The sequence below is a fragment of the Citrobacter sp. C13 genome (genome assembly GCF_014596815.2).
In the GTDB taxonomy this organism is placed as follows: Bacteria; Pseudomonadota; Gammaproteobacteria; order Enterobacterales; family Enterobacteriaceae; genus Citrobacter; species Citrobacter portucalensis.
The window spans coordinates 1,216,121-1,232,793 of record NZ_CP115024.1; the positions used below are offsets into that span (position 1 = coordinate 1,216,121).

At 55.9% G+C, this 16,673-nt stretch carries 4 protein-coding genes; all 4 read right to left on the reverse strand.

The features are described from left to right. Positions 1–43: 43 nt before the first annotated feature. The 4 genes from IB222_RS05770 to IB222_RS05785 all read right to left on the reverse strand — a co-directional run bounded on the left by IB222_RS05770 (position 44) and on the right by IB222_RS05785 (position 16,133). On the reverse strand, positions 44–1,207 hold the full coding sequence (locus IB222_RS05770) for an HlyD family efflux transporter periplasmic adaptor subunit (RefSeq protein WP_122973896.1): 1,164 nt from the start codon (positions 1,205–1,207) through the stop codon (positions 44–46). Between the two features lie 7 nt (positions 1,208–1,214). Next, entirely contained in the window at positions 1,215–3,401 is a 2,187-nt protein-coding gene (locus IB222_RS05775) for a type I secretion system permease/ATPase (RefSeq protein WP_148361621.1), read from the reverse strand. After that, complete coding sequence (locus IB222_RS05780; RefSeq protein WP_003826391.1) at positions 3,398–4,807, reverse strand: TolC family outer membrane protein; 1,410 nt, start codon at positions 4,805–4,807, stop codon at positions 3,398–3,400. Before IB222_RS05780 ends, IB222_RS05775 begins: the two co-directional genes overlap by 4 nt. Before the next feature lie 100 nt (positions 4,808–4,907). Further along, complete coding sequence (locus IB222_RS05785) at positions 4,908–16,133, reverse strand: BapA/Bap/LapF family large adhesin (protein WP_149385195.1); 11,226 nt, start codon at positions 16,131–16,133, stop codon at positions 4,908–4,910. Between the last annotated feature and the right edge of the window lie 540 nt (positions 16,134–16,673).

Consider the following 16,673-nt stretch of genomic DNA (forward strand, 5'->3'; position numbering starts at 1 on the left):
TGACACGCGTGACCAGCCCCCGCAACCCCTAATCCTCAAGGATTTAGCGCTCGCGCAGCGCTTCTTTTGCGCGATTAAACGGTTTGATTAAATAGTCGACGATGGTTTTTTCACCTGTTTTTATATCCACTGTGGCAATCATGCCCGGTACGATGGAGAAATGGCGTCCCAGTTTGTTCTGTAAGAAGTCCTGATGCGTGCGGATAAACACGCGGTAATAGAAGATTTCCGGTTTCACTTTGTCCTGAATGGTGTCCGGAGAGATGGTTTCGACTACGCCTTCCAGGCCGCCGTAAATGGCGTAGTCATAGGCGGTAATCTTCACCAGCGCCCGTTGTCCAGGATGGATGAACGCGATATCACGCGGCGACAAGCGGGTTTCTATCAGCAGATGATCGTCCAGCGGCACAATCTCCATCATCTCGCCGTTGGGCGGGATAACGCCGCCGATGGTGGTGACCTGGATGTTTTTCACAATACCGCGCATCGGCGCGCGTACGGTCAGGCGGGTGACGGAATCCTCGCGTCCTTTTAAAATCGCCGCCAGCATGTCCACTTCGGCGTTAGCTTTTGACAGCGCTTCCCGCGCCTGCACGAAATATTGCGAGCGCAGGTCGGTGATTTTTAATCCCAGATCGCTTTTTTGTCGTTGCAGGCGCAGCACTTCTACGTGGCTGGCGGCACCGCTTTTCTCCAGCCGTTGGGTGATGGCCAGTTCTTTATTTACTGAGACCAGGGCATCTTGCAGTTCCGCCATTGAATCCGCAAGCTGCGCGCGACGGCTTTTATACAGGCGAGTTTCGGAGGCGATGAGATCCGGCCAGGCGCGCAGTGAATCGGGAAAGACCAGCGGCAGATCGTTAACTTCGGCATTAAGCCTTGCGCTGGAAGCCAGTGAGGCGCGATAACGGGCGGCGCTCTCCCCAACGTTGGACTCAGAACGGGTAGGGTCGAGGCGCGCCACAATTTGATTGGCCTGCACTTTATCTCCCTCGCGTATCGTAAGCTCAGCGAGAATGCCGCCATCCAGCGACTGCAAGACTTGCTCTCGCGAGCTGGGGATCACTTTCCCGCTGCCGGTTGAGACTTCATCCAGCTTGCCGAAATATGCCCAGATACCCAGGACGGCAAACAGCAGCGTGCTGAGCAGAATAATGCGGCTGGCCCCGGAAAAACGGTGCTCGCGGCGGATATCGAGGTCGTCCATGGCGGCATCATGCGGATTGGTTTTCATTTTTCCACTCCCGACCGTGAGTTGGGGCGGGTGCCCGACTCGCATTTAATGCCTGCGCTTTCGGGGCATCCATAACCAGTTGGCCTTCTTTTAATACCACCACGCGTTCGACCAGCTCCAGAACCGGTACGCGATGGGTGGCGACAATCAATGTGCGGTTGCCTAGCCATTGGTTCAGGCGCTGAATAAACTCCCGCTCGGTATGTTCATCCAGCGAGGCGCTGGGTTCGTCGAGCAGCACGATATTGGGCGATCGCAGCAGCATTCTTGCCAGCAGGATCGACTGCCGTTGTCCACCGGACAAACCGTTGCCGCCCTCCATAATGGGATGCGCCAGCCCTTTGGCGAGCTGTTTAACGAAGGCTGCCGCGCCGCTGACCTCCAGCGCTTCGAAGATCTGCGCGTCGCTGGCATGCGGCGCGCCGAGGGTCAGGTTCTCGCGCAGGGTGCCGAAAAACAGCCGCGCATTCTGGCTAAGAAAACCGATGTTGCGGCGTAAATCAGCCATATCGATCTGCGCCAGACTCAGGTTGTCGAGCCGGACATCGCCCTGGATAATCTCCACTCCGCCCGCCATGGCCTGCAGTAGGGTTGATTTCCCGGCACCGTTACGCCCGAGAATCGCCACCCGTTCGCCGGGCATGACCTCCAGGCGCGAGATGCGCAGCGGAACGCGCTGATCGTCGCTGTGGTAGCGAAAGTGTGCGTTCTCAAACAGATAATGGCCGTGAAAAATCTCCTGATGCACCCGATCTTCGTCGTACTGCGTTTCAGTGGGAAGCTGCATGATGCTGTCTAATCCCATCTTCGCCGCCTTGACCTGTTGCCAGCGGGCCAGCACGCCGCACAGATTAGCCATTGGGGCAATCATTCTGGAACCGAGCATCGAAGCGGCCACTACGGCACCGGTGGTCATCGTGCCTTCAATGACCATCGGCGCGCCGAACATAATGATGGCGGCGTAGACCAGGCTTTGTACCGACATGCCCCAGCCAATCAGCCCCTGAGTCAGCCTGCGCGTGCGCAGCCCGGACTCTCCGGTAATGCGGATGTAGCTGTTCCACTGCTGTAAAAAGCGGTTTTCAGCCTGCATCAGCTTGATGTCTTCCAGCCCCTGGACGCTTTCGACCAGCACCGCGTTGCGCAGGGTGGATTCATGGGCAGCCTGGTTGGCGAGCACCGCCAGCTTCTTCTGTAACAGCAAACCGGGCAGGATCATCAGCAGGGCCGCGACGGGAGCTATCCATGCCAGCGGCGGGGCGATAAAAGCCAGCACCACGATAAACAAAAAGAAAAACGGCAGATCGACAATGGTCGACATGGTCGAGGAGGTGATCATCTCGCGAACCTGTTCCAGCTCGCGCAGTTGAGAAATGAAGCTCCCCGTCGAGCGGGGGACGGCGCTGTTGCGCAGGCGCAATGCATGGCTGAATACGCGATCGGAAATGCGCATATCGGCGCGTTTGCCGAGCAGGTCCATTATGTGGGTACGCGCTTCGCGCAGCAAAAAGCCAAACAGCACCGCCACCAGAACGCCAGTGGAGAGAACATACAGCGTTGGATAAGACTGAGCGGGGATCACCCGGTCATAAACCTGCATAGAAAAGATAATCCCGGCGAGCGACAGAACGTTAATCAGAAAAGCGGCAATCATGACCGGCAGGTAAGGGCGGATGTCCTTTAACACCAGTTCGCGCATCCAGTCGGGCTTGAAGCGCGAAATATAGCGGTCTACCCGACTGTCCTTCAGCGCCGACAGCGGGCGCAGCGCGGTAATACTCACGATCTCCGGCAGAAGCTCTGCGACCGTGAGCCGGTTACGCTGGCCCCCTTCGGCGATGATAAACACATCCAGTGCATCTTCGCCGTTGAAATGCTCTATCACCATTAGCTGGCCGTCGCGCAGTTCCGCCACCACCGGCAGATGCCACTGACCGAACGCCTGCGTGGCGGTATCCAGCGCATGAAATGACAGGCCCGCCTGACGCGCCAGTTGCGACAGGGCCGTTGCCCGGCTTTTTCCCGCAAACCACGGGGCGTTGGCCTGGATTGCGCCGGGAGAACAGGCCACGCGATAGTGATTGGCAATATGCGTCATCGCCAGCGCCCACTGGCTAAGAGCGTGTTCACTAATCGCATCTTCTGCATGTGAATCGAGGTCGCTCATAGCTTGATCTCCACCGATTGAATGCTGCGATTATTTAAGGCGAACGCCTGGCGAAGCGAGCCAGTGTTATAGAGGCAGTTCAGCTGGAGCTGGTGCAGCTGGTTTTGAGTCTGGAGTTCGGCAAAACGGGCCTGATACACCTCTTGCTCGGCGTTAAGCACGTCGAGCAGCGGGCGCGAACCGAGGTCCAGATACTGCTGTTGATAAAGCTCGCGCGTTTGTTCACTCAGTCGCTGCTGGCGGCGCAGAATCTGCAGGGCGGTGGCGAGGCTCATTGCCTGGCTGCGGGACTCCAGTAATTTTTGTCGTACTTCGAGTCGGGTGCGCTGGATGGAGTATTGCGCAGACTCTACCGCATGGCTGGCGGCGTTGCGCCTGGCGGTGAGTCCACCCCCCTGATACAGCGGCATCTCAACTTTTACCCACGTGGAGTACTGGGTTTTGTCGAGTACCTCATGGCTGGGGTATTTGTCGTTGAGATAATGCTGAACCGACGGTTCCAAAGAGATGGTGGGCGTCATCTGCGCGTTGGCGTAATCGAGATTTGCCTGTGCCACATTCGCTTGTGCCCAGGCCGCCAGAACCGCGGGAACCAGTTTATCTTCCGGTTTGACCACATCGCAGCTGCTGTCCAGTTTGGCCGGGAATTCGTTGCTGATGCCGTTAAGTGAGTTCCAGCCGAGGTAACTCATCAATGTGGCCTTACTGCTGTCGAGATTGGCCTGATACTGCGCCAGCTGAGAACGTGCAGACTCGATACGCGCATCGGTTTGCACCACGTCGGACAGCGAGGTTGCCCCTTCATCATTGCGTTGTCGGGTCAGTCGACCAATGTCGTTTAAGGCGGTGAGCTGTTCTTCGGCGGCATCCACCATTTGTTGCCACGTCTGCACCTGGACTATCGCGTTGGCGGTTGCGTGGGCGATGGTATCAATACTGAGTAACACATTCGCCTGCTGTTGTGCGGCTCCGGCGGTCTCGGCGCGGACCTGGCTTGCGACTTTACCGAAGTCGTACAGCATTTGTGACACCGAAATAACCAGCGCCGGGCTAAAGCCGTGGTCGGTATAGGTATTGCTGTAACCGTTATTCATTCCGGCAGAAACCTGCGGGTAATATTTCGATTTCGCCACGTCTATCTGCTCGTTTTGTGAGAGCAGTTTGCCGATCGATTCACGAATAGAAGGATGCCAGCTCACGGCACGACTTACCGCGTCGTTGAGCATCAGGTTGCCGGGGGCGGCAGCGCTCAGCGGCAGATCGGCAACCGCGCCGTCCAGCGAGGGAAGCATCTGGCTGGTGGCCAGTCCTTCCGGCGTAATAATTTGCGGTTCATCTTCGGCATTCACCCGCAGGGTACAGAGTGTTAATGCCAGAAGTAATGCAACAGGCGCGACATTTTTCATAGTTTATCCCTTACAAAATACGGCAGCGACGACTGTTATTGCCCCGGACGTCATGGCATCCGGGGCTGTAGTTATGGCGCTTTAACGCATTGCGTTAACGTCAGGGTACAATGTGATTTTGTTGCACCAGCTCATCGAGCGTGGTGTGTACGTTCTCCAGCGTTATGAGATTGGTTGAGTGATATGTGTTACCCGTACCGTCGCGGTCGATGGCAATCACCGTGTTGTTACCGCTGGTGGTTACGGTGAGGTAGTTGCCGAGTGTAGCGTTCTGCCCGTTCCAGCCCACCAGCAGGTCGCCGATATCGATTTTGTCACCCTGGGCCAGCGAGAAGTTGGTCCAGGTATCGGTAGCACCATTGCTAATGTTGCCGCCGGTAGCGTCGTTGGCGTTGAGCAGGTGATAAATCAGCGTATCGCCGTAGGCGCTGCCAGTCAGGCGATCGGCATCAACAGTACTCACCACTTGCGGATTCATATTGATGGTCAGCGTAGCGGTATCGGTATGGCCATTCTGGTCGTTGAGGGTGTAGGTAAATGTCTCTTTGGTGACGATGGTGGAGAGCGAGACATCGCTGTTTAGGGCGTAAGTGTAATGACCATCAACGCCAATGGTCAGTTTGCCGTATAGCCCGTTAATAATGGCGCTGGTCGTGCTGCTCAGCGGATCCAGCGTGGCGGTACTGCCGCCCGTGCCGTTCACCGTCAGCAAAGTATGCACGCTGGCAATATGGTCTCCGTCATAAATATTGCCGGTGACGCTGTTCGCTGTGGAAGTCTCGAAGTTTTGCAGGTCGATTATCGTGCCTTTCACGGTGGGGGTGATGGTGATATTCCCCAGCCCCAGCCCCCCGACGCTTCCGGTATAGTCGAGGCGATAGTTGCCGGGGTGCAGTACGATCCCGTTCAAGGCTATATCGATATTGCCGCCAACCAGCAATCCGCCATTGAAAGAGTTACCGGCAATCTTGATGTTGTTGCTGTCATACAGCGCCCAGGTGACGGTCAGCCCGCCCAGCGTCAGACCTGACGCGACGTTAAAATGCAGTATGGCGTTTTGCACCGCCGTTCCCGTAGCGATTTCAATGACGCCAGTACCACTTTTTGAGGTGGGTGAAAGGAGTTGGGCACTCCAGCTGGCGTTCCCGACGCTGTCGTCGGTAAACGACCGGGAAGTATCCGCCTGGGTGGTGACCGCCATCGTGCTGCTGACGTCATTTACTGCATCCAGCGCCTGCGGTGTTGGTTTGATATTCAGCGATGCACTGCCGGTATCACCGTTTGGCGCTTTGACCTTATACACGAAACTGTCCGGCGTATTGATACCGTCTGCGCCCAGTCCGCTTCTCAGTGTGTAGGTGTAGTTCCCTTTCGCATCAATAGTCAGCGTGCCGTACTGCCCGTTAATGGTGGTAGTGCCCGTTCCGTTTACGGTGACACCGTTAACTTCGGTGATAACGGTATTGGCCGGAGCCGAGTCGTTGACCAGCAGGTTTCCATTGGTTGTCGCACTCAGGCTGTCGACGGCGTAGGTGTGATCGGCCTGGATATTCAGGGTATAGCTGGTCAGCAGCGTCAAACCGCCGGAGGCGTTAAGCAGGAACAGGTAGTCACCGCCAGGTAGGGTGATGGTGTAATCCGTTGAGCTACCTCCTAGCAGCGCCGTGACCCAGTTGGGCTTCACGCGGAACTGCTCATACTGCTGAATGGACTCGTTGAAGCGATAAACATAGAGATCAAAACCGCCAACCGTGACGCCGAGAACGCTGGCCTTGACGGTCAGCGTGCGGGTTGCGCCATCATCCACATTAAATTTGATCGGATTGGTTAAACCGTTAACCAGGCTGACGTCCAGCACATTACCCAGTCCGACGTTGGCGAGGGTGAAGCCGGTTTGCTGTGATGTGCCATGATCAACCGCGATGACCTGCGTCCCGTAAGTCAGCGCAGCCACATCATCTGCCGCGGTTACCGTACTGGTGGTTGGAGCCTGACCGAGCGTTACCACCAGTTTTGCCGAGGAGTGATCGCTGCCATGCGTCAGCGTGTAGGTAAAACTTTCAGAACGGCCATACACCGAGATTGACGTATCGGTCAGGGTATAGGTGTAACTACCGTTCTGATTGATATGCAGGATGCCGTATTTCCCCTGCACATCAATGCCGCCCGCCGGGATGTTCACGACGTTGCCGTTACCGTCGGTGATGGCAGTGACCAGCGTGCCGGAAGGGGCATTATCCTGCCCGTTGGCGGGATCGGTATCGGTGATGATATTCCCGGATTCCGTGGTACCGCCGGTGATGGTCCCTGCGCTGGCTTTTACCACTGAGACATCAAGGCTGGTGTATGCCCCGGTCGCCAGCAGGTTGGTGTTGTAGCTGACCACGCGGTAATCACCGCCAGTCAGTCCGCTGTAATTGAGCGTTACGCCCGAGGCGCCCAGGGTGAGCAGGCTGGCAAAGTTTGGTTTCCCGGTATCCACCACTGTCACCCAGGTATTCAGCGCGGTGTCAAAGCGCTGGATGACGACTTCAAGCGTGTTTAAAAGCGACAGCACCACGCCGGTCGCTGCGGCATTGATCGTAATGGATCCGCTGCCGCCAGAGGCGATGCTGAAATTCACGCTTGCCGTATCGTTCCCCAGCACGTTGGCGACATTTCCCAGCGCATTGACCAACAGGAAACCATAATCGCTTTGATGCTCGGTGCTGACGGTGACATCGGTTTGTAGCGGCAGGCTGGTGACATTGTCTTCAGCCAGCAGCGGCAATACTGGTGCGAGAGCGCTTGTCGGCGATGAGGCATTTCCCGCCGCATCGGTCGCCGTGGCGGACAGCGACTGCCCTTCAATTTGGCGAACCGGCAGGTTGACGCTGTAGACACCGCTGCTGTTGGCGATTGCCGTCACGCTGGTGCCGCCGGGCAGAGAAATGGTGACGGTGCTTCCCGCTTCGGCGACGCCGCTGACGGTACCGCCATCGGCGCTGATCAGGATCGTTGGTGCGGTCGGTGGTGTGGTATCCACAATTACGCTGAACGAACCGGACAACCCACTTGAGCCGTTGGCGTTGGTTGCCGTGGCGGTAAACGCATGGTTACCTTCGCTGAGTGCACCGGATGGGGTAAAGCTCCAGATCCCGTTACCGTCTGCGGTCGTGAAGCCCATTAGCACGCCGTTGTTGTACAGATTGATGACGGCGTTAGCCTGCGCCGTTCCGCTGAGCGTTGGCAGGGTGTCATTGGTGGTTTTACCGGGAGCGACGGGTCCCATGATAGTGCCGACGTCATCGAGCACGCTGGCAATAACAGGCGCAGGTGGTACGCCGGTAAACGGTGCCAGCACGTTACCTGCCGTACCGATGTTGCCTGCGGCATCCTGTGCGCTGACCAGCAGAGTTTGCCCACTGATTTGCGGTGGGTTCAGAGTGAAGGTGAAATTACCGGAGGCGTTGGCGGTTGCCGTGCCGAGTACCGTTCCTCCGCTGGAGGTAATAATGACCGTGCTGTTTGGCTCGGCAACGCCGGTGAGCGCGGTGCCGTTGGCGTTTACCGCCAGCCCGGTTGGGATACCCGGGGCAACGGTATCGACCACGATCGCTGCCGCAGACGATATGCCACTGGTATTACCCGCACTGTCCGTTGCAGTGATGGTAAACGAGTGGGTACCTTGTGCCAACGCGGTAGTCGGGGTGTAGCTCCAGTTGCCGCTGCCGTCCGCCGTTACGCTGGTGACAAAGCTGCCGTTATCATAAATATCAACTCGCGCGTTGGCTTCCGTGATGCCGTTTAACGTTGGGCGCGCGTCATTGGTCGGCTGATTGCTGCCAATCGGCCCGGTGTTTGGCCCGACATCGTCAATAATGCTGCTGATTGAAGGCTGCGTCGGCGCCGTGGTGTCAACTACCACGCTAAAGCCTGCCGTCGCGCCGCTGGTGTTGCCCGCCGCATCGGTGGCGGTGACGGTGAAGGTGTGCGATCCATTTGCCAGCGGTGTGGTTGGGGTAAACGACCAACTGTTATTGCTTTGCACCAGCGCGGTACCCAACAGGGTGCTTCCGTCATAGATGCTGATGGTGCTGCCTGCCTCGGCGGTGCCGTTCAGCGTCGGACGTGCATCGTTGGTCAGCTGTCCGTTGCTGAGCGCTGCATTGAACACGCCGCCTGCGATATCATCCACCACAGAGACCAGCAGCGGGACGGATGGTGCAATGGTGTCGACATTAATCGTAAACCCGCCTGAGACAGGACTCACGTTCCCGGCGGTGTCGGTGGCGATGGCGGTAAACACATGCTGACCGTTACCCAGCGTGGCAGGCAGATATTCCCAGGTGCCGTCTATCGTCGCAGTCACCGTTGCCAGCAGCGCGCCATTATCGTAGATGACTACCCGGGCACCGGCTTCCGCTGAGCCGCTGAGTACGGGGCGGGTGTCGTTGGTAGAGGCTCCGTTCGATAGCGTTCCGGTTCCCGGCTGCACGTCATCAAACGCCTGGATAATCGTTGGCGCAAGCGGGGCGACGGTATCAACAACGATGTTAAATCCTGCAGATGTCGGGCTGACGTTTCCGGCCGCGTCGGTGGCTGTTACCGTCAGCGCGTGGTTACCGTTGCTAAGTTGGGTTCCCGGTGTGAAGCTCCAGGCGCCCGTACCATCTACAGGAGCAGATCCGATCAGCGCTCCGTTATCGTAAATTTTCACCGTGGAATTGGCTTCTGCCGTACCGCTAAGCGTCGGGAGTGGATCGTTCGTGGCCTGACCGTTGTTCAGATTTCCAATCAGTGGGCCGACATCATCCGCAACCTGAGTAATCACTGGCGCTGTCGGTGCCAGAGTATCGACAGTGTAGGTAAAGCCACCAGAAGGCAGGCTGGTATTGCCTGCGCTATCTGTAGCCGTGACGGTCAGAGTATGCTGGCCGTTACCCAATGCCGCGGAGGGTGTAAAACTCCAGCTTCCGCCTGCGCCGACGATGGTGGTGCCAATGGCCTGACCATCGCTCAGGACGGTAATCGTCGCGCCAATTTCACCGGTACCGCTGAGCGCCGGGCGACTTTCGTTGCTGATTTGCCCATTGGAGATTGGCCCGGTTGTCGGCGCGGTATTGTCCTGAACGGTCAGAATTACCGGTGCAGACGGGGCAATAGAGTCCAGCTCAATAGTAAACGATGATGATACTCCGCCTGTGTTCCCCGCCTGATCTGTGGCAACGACGGTGAAAATATGTTGCCCCTGTCCCAGCGGAGCATCCGGAGTGAAGCTCCAGTTACCTGACTCGTCCACCTGAGTTGTACCTATTTCAGCGCCGTTATCACGGATCGTGATGATGGCGCCAATCTCGCCTTTGCCGTTCAGGGTAGGCTGCGCATCGTTTGTAAGCTGTCCGTTGGTCAGCACGGTATTGCCGAGCTGATCGTCAATTACTGAGGTAATGCTCGGTGCGGCTGGCGCCAGCGTGTCGACGACGACCACAAATGGTGGCGTTGTCGGGCTAATGTTACCCGCGTTATCTGTAACGCTGGCAGTCAGCGAGTGGCTTCCTTCTCCGAGAGCAGGGGCAGGCGTAAAGCTCCAGTTGCCATTTTCGTCGCTGGTGGTTGTGCCGATTACCGTGCCATTATCGCGGATGGTAACAACCGAATCCGCCTCGGTAACGCCAGCAAGCGTTGGGGTATTATCATTGGTCAACTGCCCTGAGGTCAGGGGCTGAATCGTACCAACGTTGTCCGTGACCGTCGCAATAGATGGCGCATTCGGTACCAGGGTATCGACAATGATCCGGAAATCACTGGATGGATCTCCCTGGTTGCCAGCGGCGTCCGTTGCGCGGGCGGTAAAGAGATGATCGCCTTCTCCCAGCGGTGCTGTCGGGGTAAAGCTCCAGAATCCGTTACTGTTTACGGTCGTTGTGGCATAAGCGATACCGTTATCGTAGAGGGTAATGGTTGCCCCGGGTTCGCCAGTTCCGTTGAGCGTCGGACGTGAATCATTTGTAATTTGCCCTTTATCCAACGATCCAGTGCCGGGGGCAACATCGTCGATAATGCTGGTGATCGTTGGCGCTTGCGGTGCCGTCGTGTCGATGGTGATAGCGTAGTTGGGTGACTGACCGCTCAGTATGCCATTGACGGTTTGCGCCACAGTGAAGTTATAGGTTACGCCATTAGTCAGTGGGTCGGGTAACTGATAACTCCATGCGCCAGACACGGCATCGGCAGTTACCGTGATGGGGAGCAATGTGCCATTTATATAAATATTAACAGTCGCCCCTGCTGTGGCCGTCCCTTGCAGCAACGGTAATGTGTCATTGGTAGTTTTACCGTTGCCAATCACCCCCATGATGGGCGCAATGTCATCAACGATCTCAAGCGTTGGTGGATGAGGAACGCTGGAGGTAGCAGCGTTAAACGTTGTCGGATCGCTTTGATTTCCAGCGGGATCCTGAGCGATGGCGTTGAGCGCCTGACCGGTTGTTTGTGCTGGCGAAATTGTGACAGCGAAGTTACCTGAACCGTCTGCGAACCCTTGGCCGAGGATCGTGGTACCGCTGCGAATGATGACGGTACTGCCTGGATCGGCAGAGCCGCTAACCAGCGTACCTTTCGGGTCTACGCTGGTAACCGTAGGCGTTGCAGGCGGCAGGGTATCGACAATCAACGTCAGCGGGTTATCTGCTGTCAGTGAGTTACCTGCGTCATCCACGGCGCCGAAAGTCAGTGTGTGAGTGACATTGGGCGTGAGGGGGACATCCACACTCCAACTGCCGTTAGCAGCAACGGTAGCTGTCGCAATGGCGATGGGATTGTTACCATCGAAAATCAAAATCGTACTGCCCGGTGTGCCGGTACCGCTAATGGTTGGCGTTGTATCGTCCGTGACGCTGCCGCTGGTTAGCGAACCGGTAAAGACGCCAACGTTATCCTGGATATCCGTGACCTGCGGCAACGTTAACTTCGTGTTGTTAACCGTAAACGAAATGCTGTTTGAATTGTCGCTGACGTTACCTGCGGGGTCAGTTGCGGTAGCGCTTAATGTGTAGTTTCCGTTTGCCAGCGCAGTCCCGGGGGTAATACTCCAGGTACCGCCTGCCACCGTTGCAGTGCCGATCACCGTACCGCCGTTATACAGAGTGATGATGTCTCCATTGACACCTGTACCACGAATGGTTGGCGTGGTGTCATCGGTCACGGCGTTGGGCGCAAGGTCACCCATGATATCGCCGACGTTATCATTGGCGGCGATAATCACCGGCGGCGCAGACGGCGTCGTGTCGATGTTCAGTGTTATAGCTGTTGATGGCTGGCTGACGTTGCCTGCCGGATCGGTTGCGGTGAGGGTTACCTGGTAACTACCTGGAGTAACCGGTGCTGGCGGAGTAAAGCTCCAGGTTCCGTCTGCACCTACTGTTGTCGTTCCCTGCAAAGGGGGAGTGCCGTTCAGATAAATGGTAATCAAATCCCCGACGTTTCCCGTGCCGCTAAAGGTTGGCGTGGTATCGTTGGTGTTGCCGTTAGTGACCACACCTGTTACCGGAGCCACATCGTCGGTAATGATTGGCGCGGCTGGTTGTGCGGGAGGTGTGTTGTCTACCGTCAGGGTAAAGCTGGCTGATGGGATCCCCGTGTTGCCTGCAACATCAGTCGCTGTAGCGGTGAATTTGTGCGGTCCGTCGGCGAGTGAGGTTGGGGTAAATGTCCAGGTGCCGTCTGGCTGTACGGTGACGGTGCCAATGGAACCGCCATTATCATAAATCGTAATCTTCGCGCCGGGCTCGCCGGTTCCGGAGAGTTCGGGATTTAAGCTCTTGGTGCTGCTGCCGTTACTCAGCGTTTGTAGATTTGTCCCAATCAGACCTTCTGCGGAGCTGATAACTGGGGCTGCTGGTGGGGTGGTATCAATCGTTAGCGTAAAGGTCCCGGCATTACTGGCGTTGCCTGCAACGTCCGTGGCAATAGCGGATAAATTGTGTGAGCCTTCACTGAGCGGTTGGTCGAGTTGAATACTCCAGGTGCCTCCGGGCAAAACAGTCGTGCTTCCAATTGGCGTAGTTCCATCATAGAGAGTGATCTTAGAACCGTCTGTTCCGGTTCCTTTCAGCTCTGGCAAGGTATCGTTTGAACGGCTTCCGGTAGGCAGATCGATCGGTGCATTCCCAACGTCGTCGGTAGCAGCCAAAATGACAGGATCGCCTGGCGGTTGGGTATCTACGGTAACGCTGACCACTGTGGGTGAGGTGATGACATTACCGGCGGCATCAGTTGCCGATACCGTAAACTGATGGGTGCGATCGCTGAGCACCTGATTCCCCGGAACGGTATAACTCCAGGTACCCGAGCTGTCGACAAGAATAACCGTCAATAACTGAATGCCATCGTACAGGTTCACCAGTGAACCTGGCTCACCGGTACCCGAGATGGTTGGCGTATTGTCGTTGGTGACCCAACCGTTATTTGCAACGCTGCCCGTAATGCTGCCAACGTCATCGTTAACCAACGTTATCACTGGAACAGTTGGCGCAATGGTATCGACAATTATTTTCCAGCTTGCCGCGCTGCTGGTGTTATTCGCGGCGTCTGTGGCTGTCACCGTGAAGATGTGAGCGCCCTCGCTTAGCGCCGAGACTGGCGTATAGTTCCAGTTACCGTTGATATCAGCGACAACGGTCGTCAGCAGGGTGCCGTTATCGTAAATTTTGACCTGAGAACCTGCTTCGGCGGTGCCTTCCAGCTTAGGTTTGCTATCGTTGGTGACATCGCCGTTTTTGAGAGGGCCCTGGTACATGGGCTGGTCATCCGTCACGGCGGTGATGATGGGTGTTCCGGGGGCGGTAATATCCGGAGCCACCGCGGAAGTTGGCTGACTCTCGTTATTGCTGCTGTCCGTTGCGGTAACTTTTACCGTTTCGCCGTTCATTTTCGACGGCGTAATCGACACTGTGAAGTTGCCGCCGCTGTCTGCCTGGCCTGTGCCGATCTGATTACCATTGCTGTCTTTTACGGTGACGGAGCTTCCCGCTTCAGCATGTCCGCTTACAGAACCACCGTCCCCGGCGACGATGACGCCGGTAGGCGCGTCAGGTGCCGTGGTATCCGGGGCGGTAATCGCGCTGTTGCCGCTGGTATTGCCAGCCGCATCCGTCGCGTTGGCGACAAGATGTTCTCCGTTGGTCTGCGGCGGAACCAGCGTGGCGGTGAATTCTCCGTTCGAGCCGGCGGTTGCTGTTCCAATTATCGCGCCACCAGGATCCAGAATATGTACCGTACTGTTGGGTTCCGCCATGCCGGTAACCTGATCGCCTGTAGGATTAATCACCAGATTAGCTGGCGGTTGTGGTGCTGTGATGTCTGGCGCGAGCGCGGTTTCCGGTTGGCTTGGGTTCCCGGCGGGATCGGTGGCAATAGCGGTAATGGTTTCACCATTGGTCTGTGGCGGGTCAATGGTAATGGTAAATGAGCCATCCGTTCCGGCGACGCCGCTGCCGATCTGAAGACCGTTATTATTGATGGTCACGGTACTTCCTGGTTCGGCTGTACCGGTGACGACAGAGCCGTCGGCAGATACGTTCAGATCGTCCGGCGCTGACGGTGGCTGAGTATCGATAGTGATATTGAATGTCGCTGACGTTCCTCCCGTGCCCAGGTGGTTGGTTGCTGTGGTGGTGAAGGAGTATGAGTCGTCCTGCAAGTTGGTGTTGGAGGTCCAGGTCCAGTTGCCGCTGGAATCGGCAAGCACGCTTACAACAAGCGCACCGTTGTTATAAATGTTAACCGTGCTGTTGGCGTCTGCGGTACCCGAGATCGTAGGCGTTGGGTCGTTGGTGGCCTGATTATTGTTCAATGGTCCAGTTGAGGGGGTAATATCATCCACAATGCTGATGATAACGGGTACGCCCGGGTAGCCAGAGTTAGTGGCATTGAAGGAGGTATCTGGCCCGACGTTGCCTGCCTGGTCCTGAATCTTCGCGATCAGCGCTTCACCGTGCGTCTGTGAAGGTGAAATCGCGATGACGAAATTGCCGGTTTGATCAACGGTAGTTGAACCCAAAACCTGATTGTTACTACCGATGATAATGATCTGGCTTCCCACCTCTGCACTACCGGTTACCTCGGTGCCTTGCAGGTTTACGGAGGAAATGACCGCGCCTTCAGGCGGGGTGGTATCAACGGTGAATGTCGGTACACTCGTTTCCGTGCTCACGTTACCCGCATCGTCAGTTTGCGTCAGCGTCAGATTGTGAACACCGTCGCTTAGCGGTGTATCCGGTGTAAACGTCCAGTTACCATTGTCATCCACCTGAACCATGCCAATCAGAATGCCATTATCAGAAATACTGATGTAAGAGCCCGCTTCACCAGTGCCTGTGAGTGTTGGCGTGGCATCGTCGGTTACGCCGTTATTACCTATCAAGCCTTTAATGGAACCTGAATCGTCAGTTACTTCTGTGACCACAGGGGCGTCGGGGGCAAGCGTATCGACAATAATCTCCCAACTGTCCGACATGTCGCTGCTGCCCGTACCGTCTGATGCACTGACGGTAAACTTGTGGGTACCGTCTGCGAGCGGAGAGGATGGCGTAAACGACCAGTTGCCGTTGGCATCGATAGTGACCTGGCCGATTTCGACGCCGTTATCAAAAATATGCAATGTGGCATTTGCGGGGCCGGTGCCCTGGAGAGTGGGCGTATTATCGTTGGTGGATTCCTGCTGATTAACAGGACCAGTAATCAGCTCCTGGTTATCGATTATGCTGGTGATAACGGGTACGTCAGGCATGTTAGGGGTTGTTGTTGGCGGTGAGCCGCCATCCCCATTATTACCGTTGCCATTTCCGCCATTTCCGCCATTTCCGCCATTTCCGTTTCCGGCGTTATTATCACTCCCGCCGCCGCCGCCGCCGCCGCCGCCGCCGCCGCCGCCGCCACCTGCCGCGAGGCCAATTCCGCCTGCGACCGCGATCCCACCAAGAACCCACGGCCAGACGGCGCCGCCTTCATGGCTTCCCTCGGCAGTCATTAGTGGAGTGAGATCGTCCAAATGCTGGAAATGGAATGCCCCATCAGTATCCTGAACCCACCACAGCGCACCATTACTGTCTTCCAGAACAAGCTGGTTTTGCGCATCACCTTTTCCGACGTAGAAGTTCTTAATGGTGATGGTTTCACCTGAGCGGAGTGTGACAACTAGATCCTGATTAACGCGTGTCAGTTGACTCACCTCCTCACGCGACACCGACAGTTTCACGATAGAAGGCGAACTGAGCGTAACTTCAGAGGATTCAACATTTGTGGAAACGCCAGTTAATTTTGATACAACGGCGAGTAGACGCATATGTTCACTCCTGATGGCATGTCGGGAGTATTAATCCGCAACAGCGCGCTGGGAAAATGAGCAGACAGGGGCCCCGTTCATCATAAAGATGAATTTAGACATGTAATTACATTGATTAGGTCATACAGATGTTCGTTTACTTATCAAATACGTTCGGGACCTGTCGGCTGAATAGTTCTTTCGTATTAGATGATATAGTCAGAAAGAAAGTATTCTGCAACTTATCCATATTAAAAATATATTTGGCTTATTGAAAAGGATACTTTCCGGTGCGTATTTAATGGTTGGTTTTTTAGTTAATTTATTGTATCTAAAGGGTTTGTGATTTAACTGAAATGAGGGGGTGATATAATAAACAACAGTAATAATAGTGTTATTAAATAAGTTTAAATACAGGTGGTATGGTCTTGAAGTTTTATTTTATTAGACTATGGAGTGCTACGGTAATGCCAGGGAAGTTTATTTTATACCTGAACGATTCAGCTCAAATAAACCATAAACTCGATGAATGTATTGGGTGGGTTTCAATAACTAAAAAAT